Below are 21,393 nucleotides of genomic sequence, written 5' to 3' on the forward strand. Positions count from 1 at the left end.
GCGCTACTGTGAAAAATCATAATGTGATTATGATCATGCACATTTCAAGCAAAACTGTGAACTCAGACACGTCGTGGAAAAACGCTATCACGCAAGCAATTTTCATAATTGAGTACCGTTTCCGATCCACGGCAGGATGAAGCAACAATTAAACATCTTTGCTGCCAACCAAAACACCTTTAACCAGGCCGAGCAGCCCGCGTCCAATTAAGGAACTACTTATGTATATCGGTATTGATTTAGGCACCTCTGGGGTAAAAGTTGTGCTTCTCGCTGAAAACGGTGACATTTTAAGCCAAGCCAACGCAAGCTTAACGGTATCACGTCCTGCGCCGCTATGGTCTGAGCAAGCCCCGCAAGATTGGTGGCAAGCCACTCAAGATGCAATGACCACCTTAAGCAAGCAACACTCATTAGCCCAAGTAAAAGCGATTGGTTTAAGCGGACAAATGCACGGTGCCACCTTACTCGATGCTAAAGGCGAAATTTTACGCCCTGCCATTTTGTGGAATGACGGGCGCAGCGCTGCTCAGTGTGAAGAAATTGAAGCCGCCGTGCCTAACTCTCGCAAAATAGTTGGCAACTTAATGATGCCTGGTTTTACTGCACCAAAACTACTGTGGATCAAGCAAAACGAACCAGAGATTTTCGCCCAAGTAGACAAAGTATTACTGCCAAAAGATTACTTACGTTACTTGTTGTCGGGCAACTTCGCCTCAGACATGTCAGATTCTGCCGGTACCATGTGGTTAGACGTTGCCAAGCGTGATTGGAGTGAAGAGATCTTAGCAGCTACCGGCTTAAGTCGGACCAATATGCCAGAGCTGTTTGAAGGCAGTGAAGTGACCGGTAACTTAAAACCTGAATTAGCCGAACGCTGGGGAATGCCAGCGGTACCACTAGTGGCGGGCGGCGGTGATAACGCTGCAGGTGCAGTAGGCGTGGGCATCACTAAACCTGGCCAAGCTATGTTGTCACTCGGTACCTCGGGCGTTTACTTTGCGGTAAGTGACGGCTACCTAAGCAATCCTGAATCAGCGCTACACAGCTTTTGTCATGCCTTACCCAATGCTTGGCACTCTATGTCGGTGATTCTGAGTGCTGCATCGTGTTTAGACTGGGTGGTCAACTTAACCGGTCAAGCTGACGTACCCAGCATGCTAGCCGCAGTAGAAGCCGCACCAGAGAGTGACAACCCAGTATTCTTCTTACCTTACCTATCGGGCGAGCGTACTCCACATAACAACCCAGAAGCCAAAGGTGTGTTCTTTGGTATGACTCACTCAACTGGGCCATTAGATTTATGCCGCGCGGTATTAGAAGGCGTGGCCTTTGCTTTTGCCGATGGCCTAGATGCACTGCATGCTACTGGCTTAAAACCTGATGAAATCACTTTAATTGGTGGCGGTGCACGCAGCCAGTTTTGGCGTCAAATGTTAGCTGACGTCTTTGGTCAAAGCGTGAGTTACCGCTTAGGTGGCGAAGTAGGCCCAGCACTTGGAGCAGCACGTTTAGCCCAACTAGGTGTGGCTGAAAGCCCAGATTTAGATGTGATTTGCCCAGTGCCAGAATTGGTAGAGGTGCATCAAGTAAATAACCAGCGCCATGCTATGTACAGCAAACGTCGCGAAACGTTCCAAGCGCTGTACCCAGCTGTAGCGCCTTTGTTTTAAAGGCTTATAAAAAATGAAAATTAGCCATAGCACAGCTATGGCTAATTTGATCCAACAGCGGTTAGCACATTCGATAGATCAGCATTTATCGAATGTGGTCACCTTAGCTGAATAAGCGTAGTAATACGGAAGATAAATACTATGGCAAGAAACAACCGCGTAGCTTTGTTATTAAACGCGAACATGGCCTACGACCGTGGCATTATTACCGGCATATCATCATTTGTGAAAAATGGTGCGCCATGGAACCTGTTTATTGGCGAACAAAACTTGTTCTCTGTAGACGACTTTAGTAAATGGCAAGGCGATGGGGTAATTGCTGATTTTGATCACCCGGAAATTCGTGATGCGATTAAGTCGCGTAATATTCCAGTAGTTGGTATTTCTAGCAGCGAGATGGTTGCCAATACCATGCAAGACTACCCCGTAGTGATGTCTGACAATAAACAAATCATCAACATGGCGGCGCGCTTTTTAAAAATGCGCCGCTATACCCATTTGGCATTTTGTGGTTACCCCAATCGCCCGTTTAACGATTGGTCGGCAAACCGCGAGCAACTGCTGCGTGACTGGTGTGAACGCAATCAATGCGCCTACAGCCAGTTTAGCGCCAAAGATAATATTGATACTTGGGACAGCGACTTACAGTGTTTGTGTGATTGGCTAAGCCGTTTGCCTAAACCGGTGGGTATTATTGCCGCCAACGACGTACGCGCTCGCCAGCTCAGTTACGCTTGCCAACTGGCCAACATTAGCATCCCCGAAGATGTATCAATAATGGGCATTGATGACGACGAGCTAAACTGCACCTTAAGCTTGCCAACCCTGACTTCGGTTCGCCAAGGCACCCGCGCCATGGGCTACTTAGCCGCTTCATTATTACAACCATTAATGGATGGCAAAAACTTGGCTAAGCGCCACCATTACGTGCAACCTGAACGGGTTATTGGCCGCGACTCTACCGACTTTTTCCACTTTAAAGACAACTTAGTGCGTGGGGCCTTAAGCCTTATTCGCATTAATCAGGGCAATATTAAAGTCAAACAAATCTTGGCGGAACTGGGCTGTTCACGTGGCGCCATTGATAACAAATTTCATGACGAATTAGGCATGTCATTGCATGCCTATTTGCTCGATAGCCAGCTAAATCTAGCACTAGAGTTGCTGGTAGATACCGAGCAAACCTTGAGTGAAATAGCCAAGGTAGTTGGCTTTAGTAGTCCTCAGTATTTGTCTTGTGCCATTAAGAAACGCTGGAATATGACGCCGGGCATGTTACGCGAGCAGAAGGGTGTAACAAACCGAGAGCTAGCTCCCCTTATTGAGGACGAAGGAGAAATACTAAAAGAGGCCTAGTTTCATCTACTTGGCATAAACCTTTAGTAACATTTAGTCATCAAAGCCAGTGAATAACTGGCTTTGACACAATTATCACTGGTCACTAATGGCGACATGCAATAGCTAAGTTCGCCCTTAGTGCATCCAACAAATATGGTGAAGATCAAAAAAACATCATAGTGATTATTAAAACTCTGGGGCGAGGCCGCGTTTCTTTTTTCAACAAATCGGCGCACCATGCTGTGGAGTGTGACAAAACCATGAATCTTGTGCAGTAGATCCACCGAAAACGCCAAATAAAGCGTGATCTAGATCGGGACTGCGAAAATTCAACATTAGCGCTAAAAAAAGCGTAATTGCGCTCAAATGCCAGTCTGGCACTTTAATACGGACATGAAGCTTAGCTTGGTCATTGACCTTCAACCAATAATGAAGGCCCGCCAAACAAGCCGCACATTTTGTTTTAACCACAAGGGTCTATACATCTTATGAGTTCTCTACTTACACAGCTAAAACAATACACCACGGTAGTTGCCGATACTGGCGATTTGGATACCATGCGTAAATTTTCACCAGAAGACGCAACCACTAACCCATCGTTAATTGTTAAGGCTCTAGGTTTGCCTGAGTACTCAAGCTTGCTAAAAGAAGTGGCTGAGTGGGCTAAAACTCAATCAAACGTGCAAGCCGAGCAAATCGAAATGGCTGCCGACAAGCTGGTAGTCACCATTGGTTGTAAAGTGTTGGAATTAGTACCTGGCCGCATTTCTACTGAAGTAGACGCACGTTTATCTTTCGATACCGAAGCCAGCATTGCTAAAGCACGCCGTTTAATCGAGCTTTACCAAGCGGCTGGCATTAGCAAAGAACGCGTGTTAATTAAGCTTGCCTCTACTTGGCAGGGCATTCGTGCCGCTGAACAGTTAGAGAAAGAAGGCATCAACTGTAACCTAACCTTGTTGTTCTCATTTGCTCAAGCCCGTGCATGTGCTGAAGCAGGTGTATTCTTAATCTCTCCTTTTGTTGGCCGTATTTTAGATTGGTACAAAGCGAACAACGCTGACGCAGATTACGCTGGCGCGAAAGACCCAGGCGTTATCTCGGTATCTGAAATTTACAGCTACTACAAAGACCATGGCTACAACACAGTAGTGATGGGTGCCAGCTTCCGTAACATTGGCGAAATCGTTGAACTAGCCGGTTGTGACCGTTTGACCATCGGTCCTGCGCTACTTGAAGAGTTAGACCAAACTGAAGCGCAACTAGATGTGCGCCTTCAAGACAAAGGTGTTAGCCAAAACCGTCCTGCTCCAATGACCGAAGCAGAGTTCTTTTGGGCACACAACGAAGATGCAATGGCCACAGAGAAACTGGCTGAAGGTATTCGTGCCTTTGCCGTTGACCAAGTGAAATTAGACAAGATGCTAATCGAAGCGCTTGAAGCTTAAGAATTACTTAATATTAGGAAATTAAAGATGACTCACCCTCGTCAACAATATGCAAACGCTATTCGTGCTCTAAGCATGGATGGTGTACAACAAGCTAAATCAGGCCACCCTGGCGCACCGATGGGCATGGCTGACATTGCTGAAGTACTGTGGCGCGACCACTTAGCGCATAACCCAAGCAACCCAAGCTGGAGCAACCGCGACCGCTTTATTTTGTCTAACGGTCATGGTTCTATGTTGCTGTACTCGCTACTTCACCTTAGTGGCTACGCATTGCCGATTGAAGAACTAAAGAACTTCCGTCAATTGCATTCTAAAACACCAGGTCACCCAGAATACGGTTACGCACCAGGTGTTGAAACTACCACTGGCCCACTAGGCCAAGGTATTGCTAATGCCGTAGGTATGGCACTAGCAGAGAAAATGCTAGCGGCGCAATTCAACCGTGACGACCACGATATTGTTGATCACTTCACCTACTCATTTATGGGCGACGGTTGTTTAATGGAAGGTATTTCTCACGAAGTATGTTCATTGGCTGGCACCCTAGGCTTAGGTAAGTTGATTGCCTTTTGGGATGACAACGGCATCTCTATTGATGGCCACGTTGAAGGTTGGTTCACCGACGATACACCAGCACGCTTTGAAGCTTACGGCTGGAACGTAATTCGTGATGTTGATGGTCATGATCCTGAGCAAATTAATGCTGCGATTGTAGCGGCTAAAGCCGACATCACTAAGCCTACGCTTATTTGTACTAAAACGGTGATTGGTTTTGGTTCTCCGAACAAGTCAGGTTCACATGACTGTCACGGCGCACCATTAGGTGACGAAGAAATTAAAGCAGCACGCGAGTTCTTAAACTGGCCACATGCTGCCTTTGAAATTCCAGCAGACGTTTACCAAGCTTGGGACAACAAAGCCAAAGGTAGTGAGCAAGAAAACACTTGGAACGACAAGTTTACAGCCTACAAAAAAGCCTACCCTGAGCTGGCTTCTGAATATGCTCGCCGCGTAGAAGGTGAGCTACCAGAAAACTGGAAAGCAGAAACACAAGCCTTATTACAGCGCCTACAAAATGAGCCTGCTAACATTGCTAGCCGCATGGCGTCTAAAAACACCCTAGACGTGATTGGTAAGATTTTACCTGAATTGCTAGGTGGTTCAGCTGACTTAGCACCATCAAACCTTACCTTCCACGCAAGCTCTAAATCAGTGAGCGCAGAAGACGCATCAGGTAACTACTTACACTACGGTGTACGTGAATTTGGTATGTCGGCAATGCAAAATGGTATTGCTTTGCACGGTGGTTTTGTCCCGTACTCAGCCACCTTCTTAATGTTCATGGAATACGCGCGCAACGCGGTTCGTATGGCAGCATTAATGCAGCAGCGTTCTATCTTTGTTTACACTCACGACTCGATTGGTTTGGGTGAAGATGGTCCAACTCACCAACCGGTTGAGCAAGTGGCTAGCTTACGTTTAACACCCAACATGGAAACATGGCGCCCTTGTGACCAAGTAGAGTCTGCGGCTTCTTGGATTAACGCGGTAGAGCGTAGTGATGGCCCAAGTGCACTTATCTTCTCTCGTCAAAACTTGGCCCAGCAAAAGCGGAGCGGTGAGCAACTAGAATTAATTAACCGTGGGGCTTACGTGCTTAAAGATTGTGCTGGCACGCCAGAGCTTATCTTGATTGCGACGGGCTCTGAAGTTGAACTAGCTGTAGACGCAGCCGCTAAGCTGAGCGAGCAAGGTAAACAAGTTCGCGTAGTGTCTATGCCTTGTACCGAACGTTTCGACAAGCAAGATGCTGCTTACCGAGAGGCTGTATTGCCTAAAGCAGTACGTGCTCGTGTAGCCGTTGAAGCACTTCAAGCTGGCTTCTGGGGCAAATACGTAGGCCTAGATGGCGTAACCGTAGGTATGACGACCTTTGGTGAGTCGGCACCTGCTGGCGAACTATTCAAGTTATTTGGCTTTACCGTAGAAAACGTAGTAGACCAAAGCTTGAGCTTACTAAACAGTTAATTTTACTGTTTATACTAAGACTAAAAGCAACGCTCGTTAGCGTTGCTTTTTTGTTTTGTAAAACCGTCACTTAACTAATCACCCACCAAGTTCACAAAACACTTAAATAAGCCCTCAACAACTTTGCCTCTCAAGCTATTTGCTAACTACGCTTACCAGTAATAATCACCGTAAATCACTATGAGTTGTCCATTTAGGTTCAATGTTGCTGATAAGACTATTTGCTGTTGCCTTTATTTTTAGTTATTCGGCCCTTGCCGAAGACCTGCGTTTGGTTTATCCACATTTTCCGCCGTATACGAAACAGCAACAGCCTTTGGCTGCGGGTAATTTTCTTGTAGAGAAAATAATGCAACAATTGCAGCAGGGTTACAGCACCAAGCAAGTACCCAACTACAAACGCGCCTTAAGTGAAGTGCAATATGGCGGGGCCGACGGCTTCTTCTTTGCTTCGCAAAACAGCCAACGTGATAGCGTAGCGGTGTTCTCAAAATCTATTTTGTACAATAACTGGAGCTGGTTTTTCCGTTACGACCGTTACCTAGACCCTTATTCGAGCGAGTTTAAAAGCGATGCAAAAGTTGCCTCTATAGAAGGGACAAACACCTTACGATGGCTAAATACACACCATTACCATGTGGTAGGCAAACAAAGTAACGTGGCTAAGCTGGCCATTATGCTGTTTGATTTAGAGCGGATAGATGCCGCCTTTATGTCGGCCGATGTGTTCAAAAGTAGCGAAGTGCACCCCAACCTTGTGAGAGGTGAATACATTGAAGTAGTGCAACGTTCGGCTCCCTTTGGTATTTACATTTCTAAAGCTTATCTAGAGCAACACCCTGGCTTTATGCAGCGCTTAAATAGTGCCATTGATGTGGTACAAAAAACCTACCTCGACAGCTCTTACACCTTACCAGGCCTCATTCGAGAACCTTAACCCGCAAACCCCTTCATCAATTCACCTTTGCCCGCCAAAAAATCGATACGCCGGCATCATTGTCACCAATAGATGACATTATGAAATTTCACATTTCGCCAATGTTATGACCCAATCGTTGAAATATCCTAAAAAAGATTCATATAAAACGCGAGATAGCGCACGAAAAGTAAATAGCTGAAAAAAGACTGCATTTTTCATAATTGAGGGAAAGGCCGCTAGGGCTAACAATAAGCTCACAGATGGAGATTGGTTCTCCAATGAAACCGTATTCTTTTTAGGAGTAGTTCCAATGGCTCAATATTTTGACCAGTTTGAAAAAATCGCTTATGAAGGACCAGAGTCCACTAATCCACTAGCATTTCGTCATTACGATGCTAAAAAAGTGATCCTGGGTAAAACCATGGAAGAGCACTTACGTTTTGGTGCATGTTATTGGCATAACTTCTGCTGGGACGGTTTTGATATCTTTGGTGCTGGCACCTTTGACCGCCCTTGGCAAAAACCAGGTAACGCACTTGAAATGGCGAAAATGAAAGCCGATGTTGCTTTCGATTTCTTCTCAAAAGTTGGCACACCTTTCTACTCGTTCCACGATGTTGACGTAGCACCACAAGGTGACTCACTTAAAGAGTACACTGAAAACATGAAAGTCATGATGGACGTACTTGCTCAGAAGCAAGACGAAACCGGCATGAAGCTTTTATGGGGCACAGCCAACGCATTCTCAAATGCACGTTACATGTCTGGCGCAGGCTCTAACCCTAACCCAGAAGTATTTGCTTACGCTGCGAGCCAAATCTTCACCGCAATGAACGCAACCAAAATGCTAGGTGGCGAAAACTACGTATTGTGGGGCGGCCGTGAAGGTTACGAAACGCTACTTAATACTGATTTACGCCAAGAACGCGAGCAGTTAGGTCGCTTGTTCCAAATGGTAGTAGAGCACAAACACAAAATTGGCTTCACTGGCACCATCTTAATTGAGCCTAAGCCAGCTGAGCCTACTAAGCACCAATACGATTACGACACAGCCACTGTTTACGGCTTCTTGAAGCAATTTGGTCTAGAAGACGAGGTGAAAGTAAACATTGAAGTTAACCACGCTACTTTAGCGGGTCACTCTTTCCATCACGAAATTGCTACCGCAATCTCACTAGGCCTATTTGGCTCTATTGATGCCAACCGTGGCGATGCACAACTAGGTTGGGATACAGACCAATTCCCTAACAGTGTTGAAGAGTGGACGCCGGTAATGTACGACATCTTACGTTCTGGTGGTTTCACTACTGGTGGTTTGATGTTTGATACTAAATTACGTCGTCAAAGTATTGATCCAGCTGACTTCTTCCACGGCCACATTGGCGGCATGGACACTTGTGCATTAGCACTTGAGAAAGCAGCAAGCTTGTTAGAAAGCCAAGACATCAGCAGCGTTGTTGCTGAGCGTTACGCTGGCTGGAGCGGTGACTTAGGTAAAGCAATCATGACTGGCGATTACAGCCTAGAGTCTTTAGCAACCCAGGCAATTGCAGACAACATTGACCCTAAACATGTATCTGGTCGCCAAGAAGAGCTAGAAAATATTGTTAACAAACATATTTTCAGTAAGTAAAACATAGTATTTTCCTTATAAGTACCAATGTTGCCGACGCTTAGCGTCGGCTTTTTTATGGCTGTTATTCACTGGATAACCCAGCACCATTAACCACACTTATAGCCAATGCTAAAGGATCGATGCCATCTAAACAGCCAGCATTAACCCGAGTTAATTCTGGTGCGGTACGTGGATTGTGGAAGGTATAAATACCACAGTGTTTGCAAAAATAATGGTTCGCTACCTTGGTATTCCATTTATAGAGCGTTAAGTCTTGTTCGCCCTGTAATAAACGAAAGCTATCATCCTCTGCAGTTACCATCACAATGCCTTTACGTTGGCATAAACTGCAATTGCAGCGCACGGCAGGGTCTAAGTTTGTGCTTAAGCTAAATTTCACAGCGCCGCAGTGACAACTTCCTTGATATTGTTTACTCATTGTATTCGCCTTAAGTAAGTTTGTTGCTAATAAAGTACTGCTAAAGGTGATTATAGCTAGCGAGCAATAGGCATTTGCACTACCATTAATAACAATTAACTCACTACGGAGTAGAACATGGATCGTTCACTCAGCGCCAAGCTCAGCGTTTGCTTGTTTTTAGCCAGCGCTAATGAGGGGCTTGCCCAGCAACAGCCACCACAACTTATTTTAGCCACAGACTACCAACAAGGCTTAGATCTGCAGCGCTATTGGGTATGTGAGAAATATGATGGAGTACGAGCCTACTGGGATGGGAAGCAGTTACTCAGCCGCAATGGCCATGTTATTGGGCTCCCAGCATCCATTGCACAACAACTGCCGAATGTGGCTGTAGACGGCGAACTCTGGTTGGGTCGAGGGCAGTTTAGCGCCTTGGTAAGCTTAGTTAAGCAGAAAAACTCTCGTGTAGAACAATGGCAAGATGTGCGCTTTGTGGTGTTCGATTTACCAAATTACCCCGGCCCTTACCAACAGCGTTACCGCCAGTTACAAACCTTAAGTAGCACCAGCGCCTTTATGACAGTGCCCAGTTATCGCGCTTACCCAGGGCGACCAAAGCTGGAACAAGAACTAGCAAAAATTAGCGCCGAAGGTGGCGAAGGATTAATGCTGCGCGACCCCGAATCTATGTATATACCCAGCCGTAGCAACGCCTTAATTAAGTATAAAAGCTATCAAGATGCTGAAGCCGAAGTCGTGGCTTATAGTGGCGGGAAAGGCAAGTACAGTGGTAAATTGGGCGCGTTAGTGGTGCAGGACCAACAAGGTAGAAGGTTTAAAATAGGCAGTGGTTTAAGCGACCAGTTACGCTCAAATCCACCACCTATTGGCAGTTTAGTAGAGTATCGTTACAACGGCTTAACTGAGCACGGCAAACCCCGCTTTGCCCGCTTTGTACGAGTGCATCAAACCTTATAAGCTTTACTTTAAATGTTTGTTGCGCTCTACATCTACCAAGTAATCGCCCTCTAACCAGTTGCGGCCTATTAGCAACTTATAGTGCATTTTACTGCGGTCTCTTAGGTTTACATCTACGGTTTTAGCGCGGCCTTGCCATTCCACAGCTAAGGCAACTTTATAGCGAATTTCTAAGCCTTGAGAGTTACGTACCGCGGCTACGTCGGTAATCAAGGCTTTGCCTTGGTGTTTCTCGCCACCTTCATTCTCGGTGGTAAATTGCAAATACTTACCGATATTTTTACGCATAAGAGGGCGCACTATCGATTTTTGTTCCGCTTCACTGTAGTCGTCTGGATTAATGTTTTCGCCATCTAATACCGTCATGTTTTCTGCATGCATTGAGGTACTTGCCGCACCCGTATCGATACGTGTTAAAAACGTAAGGTTTGCCTCTACAATACGCACATGCTCTGCGGCACCCACGGTTAGCTTTTCAGCCATTGCACTGCTTGTATAAGTGATGACTAATACTACTGCTAACAGTAAATTCTTTAACACTTCACACCTCTTTATTCTGTTAGTTAAGGCCAACAGCCCATTAATCACATAATAACTGCCGCTTCAGGTCGCATACCATAGCACGATTCTCTATAATTTGAGTTAGGCTCAAGGATGAAGAAACAGATGAAACCGCTGGTAGTTTTCCTATTATTTGTTAGCAGTACACTATGTCATGCTAAAACCGTTGAAATACAAAGCTTTGTTTTTCCGCCTTACATTATGGTTAATGACCAGGGAAAAGCAGAGGGGATAATTGTAGAGCTTATTGAACAAAGTTTTCAGCAGCTCAATACAGATGCTGACTTTCAAATTAGTAACTGGGCCAGAGCATTCGCCAAGGTAAAAAGCCATCAAAGCCAAGGGCTTATTCCCACCATGCGCACTGCCGATAGAGAAGCTTTTTTTTATTACCCAGATACTGCCTTTCTACTCTTAGACCAACACCTAATTACCTTAAACGCTTGGCCAACAGACACTTTCTCGGGTGACTTTGCTGAGTTAGATGATTACCGCATTGGTAAAGTGCGCAATGCGCGTATTTCGCCTCCTTTTGACCAAGCTTTAGCCAAACACACTTTCGACGTAGAGAAACACAATAGCGTAGAGGGTTTAGTAAAATCACTGTTACGCGGTCGTTTGGATATGATAGCAACCGATAGCCGCCAAGCATTATTAGTGGCAGCGCAGGATGGTAAGCCGAACGGTCTAAAACTGATAGAACCAGCCTTAGGTCAAGTACCGGTATATTTGGCTTTTAGTAAACAACAAGTAGACCAAGAATTTGTGTTGGAGTTTGATAAACAGCTAAAGCAACTGCTAGAGCAAGGTGCCTTAGCTAAATTGGAAGCTAAGTATTTGCAATAAACGCTAGCCGAGTACCCGATCCCAGTCTTTCCATACAACCTGATAGCCAGCTTGCTTAACCGCATCGGCCACCACTTCGGGTCTGCGCTCATCACTTATCTCAAATTGCTCTAAGGCTTTCTCACTGGTATCAGCATAGCCCCCCGGTTGAGTGCTAGAAAAGGCACTCATGCTAGTAATTCCCAATGGGATGGCATGGTTGCGGAAATGCTCAGATTCGCGGGTAGATAAAGACAATTCAACGTCTGGGTTAAACAAGCGATAAGCACAAATCAACTGCACCAATTGTTTGTCGCTCATCACTGATTTAGGCTGAAAGCCACCTTCACATGGACGCAGACGTGGGAAAGAAATAGAAAACTTACTCTTCCAATATTTACGCTCTAAATACTGCAAATGCGCTGCAACATAGAAACAATCACTGCGCCATTCATCTAAACCAATGAGTGCGCCAATGCCCATTTTACGAATGCCTGCATCACCCAGGCGCTCAGGCGTGGCCAAGCGGTAATCAAAATCACGCTTTTTACCTTTTGGATGAACCTCGGCATAGCGGCGACGATTGTAGGTTTCTTGATAGACCATAACGGCATCTAAACCTAAGCTGATAAGCTCTTCATATTCATCTTGGTCTAGCGGCTGTACTTCCATCGATACATGCGAGAAACGCGCTTTAATCTTAGGCAATACTTGGCGGAAATACTCCATCCCCACTTTGCGCTCAGACTCGCCGGTCACCAGCAAAATATGGTCAAAGCCTAGTTGTTTGATGGCTTCAAGTTCGGCGTCTAACTCCACCATATCCAAGGTAACACGACGAATTTTGTTACCCATCGAGAAGCCACAATAATCACATACATTGCTACACATGTTGCTTAAATAAAGCGGTATATAGAATTGTTGAGTTTTGCCAAAACGTTGCTGCGTTAAACGCATGCTACGCTGGGCCATTTGTTCCAAATAACCCTCAGCTGCAGGGGAAATAAGCGCCTGAAAGTCTTCTAAATCCAGCTTATCTTTCACCAGCGCACGCTCTACATCGGCAACGGTTTTACTGTTAATACTTAGATGAACGGCTGCGCTATCGTATTGGGCTAATTGCTCGGCAAAACTCATGATATTCTCTACTTACAAGGTATCTAAAAAGGCAGTTAAAGGGCTAGATGCCTCGGCGTGGCGAAGCTCAGCGCCCAGACCAGCTTGGTAAGCACTCCGTCCCGCTTCTACGGCTTGAGCGAAAGCTTTAGCCATAGCAACGGGGTCTTTAGCCACCGCCATGGCAGTATTCACTAACACGGCATCAGCACCTAACTCCATGGCTAAAGCCGCATCTGAAGGAGCACCAATACCAGCATCAACCACCACTGGTACATTAGCTTGCTCAATAATAATCTCTAAGAAGTCACGACTACGCAGGCCTTTGTTGGTGCCAATAGGCGCACCCAATGGCATTACGGCCGCACAGCCTACGTCTTCTAAGCGCTTACACAATACCGGGTCTGCGTGTACATAAGGCAACACTACAAAGCCCTGTTCTACCAGTTTTTCCGCGGCAGCTAGTGTTTCAATAGGATCGGGCATTAAGTACTTAGGATCGGGGTGAATCTCCAACTTAAGCCAATTTGTGCCAAGCGCTTCTCGCGCTAGATTAGCAGCAAAAACCGCTTCTTCGGCATTACGGGCACCCGAGGTGTTAGGCAGTAAATTCACTCCGGCCTTTATTAAGGGGGCCAGAATATCGTCTTGCTGATCTTGCGCATCTACACGCTTCATCGCCATGGTAACCAACTGGCTGCCACTGGCTTGAATGCTTTGGCTCATCAACTCAGGGGTCGCAAACTTGCCAGTACCGGTGAATAGCCGGCTGGTAAAACTTTTATCTGCAATCTTTAACACAAGGTTTCTCTCTTATCCGCCAGCAATGGCGCGAAATACTCGTACTTTAGCGTGATCATTTAATAAGGTATTTGCCCATTCGCTACGGGTCACAATATTGCCGTTTAGCACCACTGCAATCCCTTGAGGTTCTTGGTGTTGATGGGCAAGTAGCTGCTCAATGTTAAGCGCTGCGGTGAGCTCGGTAGTTTCACCGTTAAATTCTATCGTTATCATGATTTGTCTTTTTGATTACTACAAACAGGGCAATTAGCGTCGGCATTTACGCTTAAGTGAAACCACTCAAGGCTGTGGGCATCAAAGCTGGAAAATCGCCCTACTTGTGCCGATGGAATATCAGTAATTAACTTAATGGTTTCCAAGGCCTGCAAGCTACCAATGGTACCAACCACAGGCCCCAGAATGCCGGCATTGCTGCAGTTCAGCTGCTGCTCACTGGCGTTAGGAAATAAGCAGTGATAGCAGCCTTGTTCAGCTTTGCGAAAATCAAACACCATCAGCTGGCCATCAAAGGCAACCGCTGCGCCACTTACCAGCGGTACCTTAGCCTCAACACAGGCTTGATTCACTGCATAACGGGTGGCGATATTATCGCTGCAATCCAGAACCACATCGGCTTGAGCCACTTCCATCGCCAGCAACATGGCGTCCATTTTTCGGTTCACGCTGCGAATTTGAATATTTGAATTCAATGCCTGTAAATGCTGCTTGGCCGATTCAACTTTCGGTTGTTTAATATCATCTTCGCGATAAAGCACTTGGCGCTGAAGGTTAGAGCTATCGACCTCATCAAAATCAGCCAATACCAATCGACCAACGCCGGCGGCGGCTAAGTACAAGCTAGCAGGTGCACCTAAACCGCCCATACCAATCACCAATACTTGCGCATGTTTAAGCTTTAGCTGCCCAGCCTCACCAAGATCTTTTAATAATAAATGACGGCTATAACGCAAACATTCATCGTCACTTAAGGCTTGGTCACTGTGCTGGTATTGGCTCATGGTTTGGCTTACTCGCTAATTGGCTACTGATTGATTCACAATGGCTTCAAGCTCGGCAACCGCAGCAGCTGGATCAGCGGCTTCAGTTATGGCTCTTACCACGGCCACACTGCCCACACCACATTGCCAGACTTGTTTAGCGCGAACTAAATCAATACCGCCAATCGCTACCAAAGGATAATCGTGCATTAAATCAGCGTAGCGACTTAACTTCGCCAAACCTTGTGGCTTAGATGGCATGTCCTTGGTAGTAGTAGGGAAAATGTGTCCAAGAGCAATATAACTTGGTTGCAGCTGGCTAGCACGTAGCAATTCAAAATAACCATGAGTACTAATGCCTAAACGTAAACCGGCTGCCGCAATTTGCTGCAAATTGGCCACTTCTAAATCTTCTTGGCCTAAGTGCACGCCATAAGCGCCATGTTTTACCGCAAGCTGCCAATAGTCATTGATAAACAAACGCGCTTGATGCTGATGACCGAGTTCGATAGCACGAATAACATCGGCTTCTACGTCGGCATCGGTTTTATCTTTGATTCTTAACTGCAGGGTTTTAACCCCCATATTAAGCAAGCGCTCTATCCACTCAACACTATCTACCACAGGGTAAACACCCAGCTTAGTGGTATCGCAAGGTGTAAAGGGCACCGCTTCCGGCCAAGACTCGCTGAGGCCAAACTGCTGTCCTAGCGCAGTTTGCGCCGACTCCACTCGAGGAAAATGCTCACGCAAAGTTGGCCAACCAAGGTGGGCTAAGTTACCTCTACCCACCACTTGTTTTAAACCTTGATAAACATAAGCTTTGGCTAATACCAAGGCGTCTTCCATAGCAAAGTCATGCGCTAAAGCAGACGCTAAAGCGGAAGCAAGCGTACAGCCAGTACCGTGGGTATGTGGCGCATCAATCACCTCACTCGACAAGACGATTTCTCGCTGACCATCACTAAAGTAATCTAAGGCAATATTTGGCGTTAACACTAAATGCCCGCCCTTCGCCCATACCGCTTTTACACCCTGTTTCAGTAACTTAGCGCAGGCCTGTTTTAAGGCAGTAACGCTGTTTAACTCAATACCACTTAAGCTAGCAAGCTCGGTGGCGTTAGGTGTAAGTACATCGGTTTGCGCCAACAACGCAGGCAAGGCTTGCATTAGATCATCTAAGGCTAGGCTAGCGCCAGAACTAGCCACCAATACCGGATCACACACCACCAAGGGCGGCTCAGCCCAAGTAGCTTTGTAAGTGGCCAGTTTATCGGCCACTACTCTTACCAACTCGGCACTGCCTAACATGCCAATTTTAATCACTTTGGCAGGGTTAGTGGCCGCTAAAGCATCTAACTGCGCAGCTAACAACTCAGGCGATGAGGGCTGAATAGCCGTCACCCCTTCGATGTTTTGCGCAGTAATCGCGGTCACCGCCGTAGCACACTCTACTTGAAAGTCGTGTGCCGTTAGCAAATCAGCTTGTAAGCCTGCTCCCGCACAACTGTCGCTACCCGCGATAGTCCAAATTTGCGGGCGCAAGTTGTCGCTAAAAGGCAACTTAGACTTCATCGCTGGTCTCAGCACGTAGTGGCGAGTGGTAAATCTCGGCACCTTTGTCTCTGAATTCAGCCGATTTTTCTGCCATACCCTCGGCAACGAAACCTAGATCAGCTAAAGGCTCGTCGAGTAGCTTAACTTCTAGCTCGTTGGCGTAATCGCGTACTTCTTGCGAAATTTTCATTGAGCAGAACTTAGGCCCACACATTGAACAGAAATGCGCTACCTTAGCCGATTCTTGCGGTAAGGCTTCATCGTGGTATGCGCGAGCGGTGTCTGGGTCTAAGGCTAGGTTAAACTGGTCTTCCCAGCGGAATTCAAAACGTGCCTTGCTCATGGCGTTATCACGAATTTGCGCGCCAGCATGGCCTTTGGCCAAATCAGCGGCGTGAGCAGCAATTTTATAGGTAATCATGCCTTGTTTAACGTCTTCTTTGTTAGGCAAACCTAAGTGTTCTTTAGGCGTTACGTAACACAACATGGCACAACCAAACCAACCGATCATCGCGGCACCAATGCCTGATGAGAAGTGGTCATAGCCGGGAGAAATATCGGTAATTAGTGGGCCAAGCGTATAAAACGGTGCTTCATGACACTCTTCTAACTGCTTTTCCATGTTCTCTTTAATCAATTGCATTGGCACATGGCCAGGGCCTTCAATGATCACTTGAACATCGTATTCCCAAGCTACTTTAGTCAGCTCACCTAAGGTTTCTAACTCGGCAAATTGGGCTTCGTCGTTAGCATCGGCAATAGAGCCTGGACGCATGCCATCGCCTAATGACAGTGATACGTCGTAAGCGGCACAGATTTCACAAATTTCACGGAAGCGCTCATACAAAAAGCTTTCTTTATGATGGGCTAAACACCACTTGGCCATGATCGAGCCACCACGAGAAACAATGCCAGTAACGCGCTTGGCGGTCATTGGCACGTAACGCAGCAATACACCGGCATGAATGGTGAAGTAATCCACCCCCTGTTCGGCTTGTTCAATTAACGTATCGCGGTAAACTTCCCAAGTAAGGTCTTCGGCAACACCGTTCACTTTTTCCAAAGCTTGGTAAATCGGTACGGTACCAATTGGCACTGGTGAGTTACGAATTACCCATTCACGGGTTTCGTGAATATAACGACCAGTGGATAAATCCATCACGGTATCGGCACCCCAACGGCTCGCCCAAACCAGTTTTTCAACTTCTTCTTCAATTGAAGAGGTCACTGCCGAGTTACCAATATTGGCATTTACTTTAACCAAGAAGTTACGACCAATAATCATTGGCTCGGCTTCAGCGTGGTTAATGTTAGAAGGGATGATCGCGCGGCCACGGGCCACTTCGTCACGCACAAACTCACCGGTGATGTGTTCTGGTAATGACGCTCCAAACGAGTGACCTTTTTGCTGTTCTGCTAGCAAGTCTTCACGAATTTTATCGCGACCCATGTTTTCGCGGATAGCAATGTACTCCATTTCTGGCGTAACAATGCCTTGGCGAGCGTAATGCAGCTGGGTCACTGTTTTACCCAATTTGGCTTTACGTGGGGTAGGTAAACTTTCAAAACGGATATGCTCTAAGCCTTCATCAGCTAAACGTTGCTGGGAGAAGTTAGAACTCAGACCGGTGAGTTCTTCAGTATCGCCACGTTCTTCAATCCAGGCTTTGCGCAATTGTGGCAGGCCTTTATGTACGTCTAATTCAGCGTTTTCATCAGTGTAGATACCAGAGGTATCGTAAACACGTACTGGCTCGTTTGGCTCAAGTTTTGGTTCAGTTTTGGTGCCGCCAACCAAGCTGTCGGCCAAGTTAATTTGGCGCATCGCTACTTGGATATCGTCACGACTTCCCTGAACATAGATTTTTTCTGAATTTGGAAAAGGTTGGCCTTGCAGATTATTAATATATTGTTCTGCTGCAGCTCGAGTTTCGCGTCTTGACATGACTGGCCTCTAAATAAAAAATTTAAGAATGAGGCTTGTCGGATGTAGGAAAAGTAACCCAGTGTTAAACAGTGTCTAAGTACACTTAAAATAACAGAAGGAAGCGGTTACTCATCTTGTTCCCTGCGCAGGCATTATCCTGATCAAGTTATACGGATCCCACACAACAGTAGCAACGCTACAAGTGGTCTCAGCCTTTCGGCACTCCGACAAGAGAGCCGAGTATAGGGCTGAAAAAACCAAACCACAATAGCGATATCAAGAAAGGCAATAACGAAATTCGCTGTTTTGTTAAAAAGCTACTAACAAATAGCTAACACAACATAAGCGGTAATTGATTGAATAACTTAGAAGAAACTCTGTGGGATATTGAGCACGTCGCCTGCCGAGACTTTGTCTTCCAAGCTAACTCTTTGGCGTTGTTCTGGGCTAGCCTTTTCAGCTTGAATGGTAATTTTACTTTTCCCAGCACGCTCGGTAAAACCACCCGCCAGAGTTATTGCACGATTCACGGTTAAACCTGGCTGATAGGGGTAAGCACCAGGGCGAGCAACTTCGCCGTTAATGAAAAATGGCCGGTATTCCACCATGGTCACTTGTACCATTGGGTCCACCAAGTAATCACCCTTTAAGCCATTTTGAATGTGTAATTGCAATTGGTTAACGGTGAGCCCACGGACTTCAATCTCACCCAGAAAGGGATAGCGAATAAAGCCGTCGTTGGCTAAACGCGTTTCCATATTTAGCTCTGGTTCACCATATACGCTCACCCTAAAACTATCTCCCGCTGCTAAGCGGTAATCGTCATTTGCATCGGCTGAGGCAGAAAAACATAGCACGCTGGCTAGCATATAAAGCCAGTTCTGAACGCGTACTATGAGTTTTTGCATGGTATTCCCTTGGCTATAAGCTCAGTCTCAATTTAAGACTCGTTACTTGCTTATCATAGGTAACGGCCTCAAGCGTAGAATCTTTATCTCTCCATAGCTGCCACAGAGAAATTTCTAGCCAGCGACGAAATTGATAACTCACGCCAATTCTACCTTCGTAGATTTTATCTTGGCGAGTAATACCAACATAATCATTGTTATCGTAAGCCACAGTAAAGTAAGTAGCTAGGCGCTCTTGCCAATAGTGTTCCCAATCCAAATTGATATTGGTATTGTCAATCACATCGCCATCTTGCTCTGGCGCTCTGGCTTGACGCCCACCTTCCAAACTAAAGGTTGAGTAACTACGAGGTGACCAATCGGCCGCTATAGACCAACTCAAATCACTAAAGTCCTCGCGTTCACCTTCTTTAAACTGGCGTTGCTGCCAACCTACTTTAACCCGACCTTTGGTTTTACCTGTTACAGCCCAATCGCCACCAGCGTAGGCAAGTAGGTCGTTAAAATCACGATTAGCGGTATTCGCTTCGGTGGTTTTGTAATCGCTTTGCGCCGCTTTAAGTTCTGCCAGCAAACGGGTGGCCGACGATGCTCGGTAAAAGAACCGAGCACTGCCATCAAGCAAATTACGGTCACGATACTGAGTGGTTTCTCGAAAGTTTTGGTAATCTAACTGACGAGCATTTGCCTCAAACTCCAACTGAGCAGTGGCACTTTTTACGCCATACCCGTACAAACCATGTAACCAATGCAAGTTGTATTGCACCGGTTCATCAATCGCGTTGCCTAAACCAGAGGATATTCCCTCACCACGTTGTTCGTGATTACGACGAAAATCGTAACGTAAATCTGCACGATGTCGCGCCGAAAAATCCCATTGACCATTTAACCGTAAATGATGGTCTACAAAGTTATCTTCTGAGCTATCAAAGTACTCGCCCCATACCAGTCGGTAAGCGGCATAATAAGCACTTTTATCTTGTTCAGAAATGGCAGCAATCGCCGGAGACACAATGGTTCCCCAAGACGATATTTGATCTTTATTACTGTTGGTTAGGTTGCTGTCGTATAAACCCAAAACTTCTACGCTGGGTACAACACCTACTCCGTCTGCACTATACCACTTAGCAGGTTGCATGGCGGCCAAACTTTGACCTGCAATTGCTAGGGTTGGCAGCAAGATGATCCCTATCTTGCGCATCAATAATCCTCCAAAACATATAAGGCTACCTTAGCAAAGGCAGAGGACTAGGCTCAATGCTTTTTGTAAGCCAAGTGCTGAATAAGTGTGAATATGATGTATCTTGGAGTAATAAGCCTTAAAATTGGATCTGCAAACCGATGCTAAATAATAGCGCCACCACAAAGCTCAGCTTAGCGGTAGCCTGCAGCTGCTGATCGAGAATGTGATGCTGGTAATGAGTAAACACGGTGTTGGCTACCTTTACTAAGGCTAAGCCCGGCAATGCAAATAACCACGCTAAACTGCTAGGCGCCTGCCAAGCCACAAAGACAGCCAGCAACAACAAGGCAGAAAATACCAGCAGCAAATGATAATAACGCGCTCTGGTTTCCCCTAAACGCACGGCTAAAGTTAACTTCCCCGCTTGCTGATCTGGTTTAAAATCTCGTAGGTTATTAATATTGAGCACTGCCGTGGCCAGTAATCCGTTGGCAGTGGCCACCAATACCACTGCAAGGTTAATCGTTTGAGTGTGTAGGTAATAACAGCCCAATACACCTAATAAACCAAAGAACAGGAATACACTAATGTCACCAAAGCCTCGATAACCGTAGGGCCTTGCCCCCATGGTATAAGCCATTGCCGCCACAATGGCTAAGCCTCCCAAGCTAATAAAGCCTAACCAAGCTTGTAAGTTAGCACCCAAACTAACGGCTAACAGGGCTAAACCACTGCCTATCGACAGCAACGCCACAACCACAATAGCGCGTAGCATTTGCTGCTTAGTGAGTAAACCCGCTTGAATCGCCCTCTTTGGCCCCACCCGAGAATCATCATCTAGCCCTTTTACGGCGTCGCCATAATCATTGGCCAAGTTAGATAAAATTTGCAATAACAAAGCGGTGACCAGTGCCAAGCCAAGTACGGCTGCACTAAATTGCTGCTGCGAAAACGCCAGCGCAGAACCTAAAATAATCGACGCACTTGCCAAGGGAAGGGTCCGTAAACGCGCCGCATGAAGCCATGATTTCAAAGTAATATTCAACATTAATATAAGAACTTAGCGTCTATTATTGCTCAGCATCAAGGCTGAGCCAAATCTGACTATGATG

General features: G+C 46.2%; 19 protein-coding genes and 1 riboswitch. Of the genes, 8 read left to right on the forward strand and 11 right to left on the reverse strand.

The window, feature by feature from the left end; genetic code table 11:
• The first annotated feature begins 221 nt into the window (after window positions 1–221).
• From xylB to xylA, 6 genes are all read left to right on the forward strand, one after another.
• Window positions 222–1,673 carry a xylulokinase gene (xylB, locus tag Q4549_RS09985; RefSeq protein ID WP_303553251.1) on the forward strand — a complete coding sequence of 484 codons (1,452 nt, stop codon included), beginning with the start codon at window positions 222–224 and terminating at the stop codon, window positions 1,671–1,673.
• 141 nt (window positions 1,674–1,814) lie between these two features.
• On the forward strand, window positions 1,815–3,029 hold the full coding sequence (locus tag Q4549_RS09990) for a XylR family transcriptional regulator (RefSeq protein WP_303553252.1): 1,215 nt from the start codon (window positions 1,815–1,817) through the stop codon (window positions 3,027–3,029).
• Between the two features lie 470 nt (window positions 3,030–3,499).
• Entirely contained in the window at window positions 3,500–4,459 is a 960-nt protein-coding gene (gene tal / locus Q4549_RS09995; protein WP_303553253.1) for a transaldolase, read from the forward strand.
• 27 nt (window positions 4,460–4,486) lie between these two features.
• The gene (tkt, locus tag Q4549_RS10000) at window positions 4,487–6,490 is read left to right on the forward strand and encodes a transketolase (RefSeq protein WP_303553254.1); all 2,004 of its coding nucleotides are present in this window, start codon (window positions 4,487–4,489) and stop codon (window positions 6,488–6,490) included.
• 202 nt (window positions 6,491–6,692) lie between these two features.
• Complete coding sequence (locus Q4549_RS10005) at window positions 6,693–7,427, forward strand: hypothetical protein (protein ID WP_303553255.1); 735 nt, start codon at window positions 6,693–6,695, stop codon at window positions 7,425–7,427.
• Window positions 7,428–7,719: 292 nt separating this feature from the next.
• Window positions 7,720–9,042 carry a xylose isomerase gene (gene xylA, locus Q4549_RS10010; protein WP_303553256.1) on the forward strand — a complete coding sequence of 441 codons (1,323 nt, stop codon included), beginning with the start codon at window positions 7,720–7,722 and terminating at the stop codon, window positions 9,040–9,042.
• 64 nt (window positions 9,043–9,106) lie between these two features.
• Here xylA and Q4549_RS10015 read toward each other — a convergent pair whose 3' ends face one another.
• Window positions 9,107–9,463: a GFA family protein gene (locus tag Q4549_RS10015; protein ID WP_303553257.1), complete on the reverse strand. Its 357-nt coding sequence runs from the start codon at window positions 9,461–9,463 to the stop codon at window positions 9,107–9,109.
• 117 nt (window positions 9,464–9,580) lie between these two features.
• On the opposite strand from Q4549_RS10015, the gene Q4549_RS10020 reads away from it, so the two are divergent.
• Entirely contained in the window at window positions 9,581–10,423 is an 843-nt protein-coding gene (locus tag Q4549_RS10020; RefSeq protein ID WP_303553258.1) for a DNA ligase, read from the forward strand.
• A gap of 3 nt (window positions 10,424–10,426) precedes the next feature.
• Here Q4549_RS10020 and Q4549_RS10025 read toward each other — a convergent pair whose 3' ends face one another.
• Window positions 10,427–10,963, reverse strand: coding sequence for a RimK/LysX family protein (locus Q4549_RS10025; RefSeq protein WP_201798756.1), 537 nt, complete (start codon window positions 10,961–10,963; stop codon window positions 10,427–10,429).
• A gap of 126 nt (window positions 10,964–11,089) precedes the next feature.
• Between Q4549_RS10025 and Q4549_RS10030 the strand changes: the two genes are divergently transcribed.
• The gene (locus Q4549_RS10030; protein WP_303553259.1) at window positions 11,090–11,830 is read left to right on the forward strand and encodes an ABC transporter substrate-binding protein; all 741 of its coding nucleotides are present in this window, start codon (window positions 11,090–11,092) and stop codon (window positions 11,828–11,830) included.
• 3 nt (window positions 11,831–11,833) lie between these two features.
• Here Q4549_RS10030 and thiH read toward each other — a convergent pair whose 3' ends face one another.
• The 9 genes from thiH to Q4549_RS10075 form a co-directional block, all read right to left on the reverse strand.
• On the reverse strand, window positions 11,834–12,946 hold the full coding sequence (gene thiH / locus Q4549_RS10035) for a 2-iminoacetate synthase ThiH (RefSeq protein WP_303553260.1): 1,113 nt from the start codon (window positions 12,944–12,946) through the stop codon (window positions 11,834–11,836).
• Window positions 12,947–12,958: 12 nt separating this feature from the next.
• Window positions 12,959–13,726: a thiazole synthase gene (locus Q4549_RS10040; RefSeq protein ID WP_303553261.1), complete on the reverse strand. Its 768-nt coding sequence runs from the start codon at window positions 13,724–13,726 to the stop codon at window positions 12,959–12,961.
• A 12-nt stretch (window positions 13,727–13,738) separates the two neighbouring features.
• Window positions 13,739–13,942 carry a sulfur carrier protein ThiS gene (thiS, locus tag Q4549_RS10045; protein WP_303511446.1) on the reverse strand — a complete coding sequence of 68 codons (204 nt, stop codon included), beginning with the start codon at window positions 13,940–13,942 and terminating at the stop codon, window positions 13,739–13,741.
• Window positions 13,939–14,727: a molybdopterin-synthase adenylyltransferase MoeB gene (locus Q4549_RS10050; protein ID WP_303553262.1), complete on the reverse strand. Its 789-nt coding sequence runs from the start codon at window positions 14,725–14,727 to the stop codon at window positions 13,939–13,941. The genes thiS and Q4549_RS10050 overlap by 4 nt, the downstream gene beginning before the upstream one ends.
• A gap of 15 nt (window positions 14,728–14,742) precedes the next feature.
• Window positions 14,743–16,281, reverse strand: coding sequence for a thiamine phosphate synthase (gene thiE / locus Q4549_RS10055; RefSeq protein WP_303553263.1), 1,539 nt, complete (start codon window positions 16,279–16,281; stop codon window positions 14,743–14,745).
• Complete coding sequence (gene thiC, locus Q4549_RS10060) at window positions 16,271–18,208, reverse strand: phosphomethylpyrimidine synthase ThiC (RefSeq protein WP_303511440.1); 1,938 nt, start codon at window positions 18,206–18,208, stop codon at window positions 16,271–16,273. Before thiC ends, thiE begins: the two co-directional genes overlap by 11 nt.
• A gap of 103 nt (window positions 18,209–18,311) precedes the next feature.
• A riboswitch (TPP riboswitch) is annotated at window positions 18,312–18,427 on the reverse strand.
• 128 nt (window positions 18,428–18,555) lie between these two features.
• Complete coding sequence (locus Q4549_RS10065; protein ID WP_303511438.1) at window positions 18,556–19,098, reverse strand: polysaccharide biosynthesis/export family protein; 543 nt, start codon at window positions 19,096–19,098, stop codon at window positions 18,556–18,558.
• Window positions 19,099–19,111: 13 nt separating this feature from the next.
• Window positions 19,112–20,299, reverse strand: coding sequence for an outer membrane beta-barrel protein (locus tag Q4549_RS10070; RefSeq protein WP_303553264.1), 1,188 nt, complete (start codon window positions 20,297–20,299; stop codon window positions 19,112–19,114).
• 118 nt (window positions 20,300–20,417) lie between these two features.
• On the reverse strand, window positions 20,418–21,314 hold the full coding sequence (locus Q4549_RS10075) for a 1,4-dihydroxy-2-naphthoate polyprenyltransferase (protein ID WP_303553265.1): 897 nt from the start codon (window positions 21,312–21,314) through the stop codon (window positions 20,418–20,420).
• Between the last annotated feature and the right edge of the window lie 79 nt (window positions 21,315–21,393).

Source organism: Agarivorans sp. 2_MG-2023 (assembly GCF_030548085.1).
In the GTDB taxonomy this organism is placed as follows: domain Bacteria; phylum Pseudomonadota; class Gammaproteobacteria; order Enterobacterales; family Celerinatantimonadaceae; genus Agarivorans.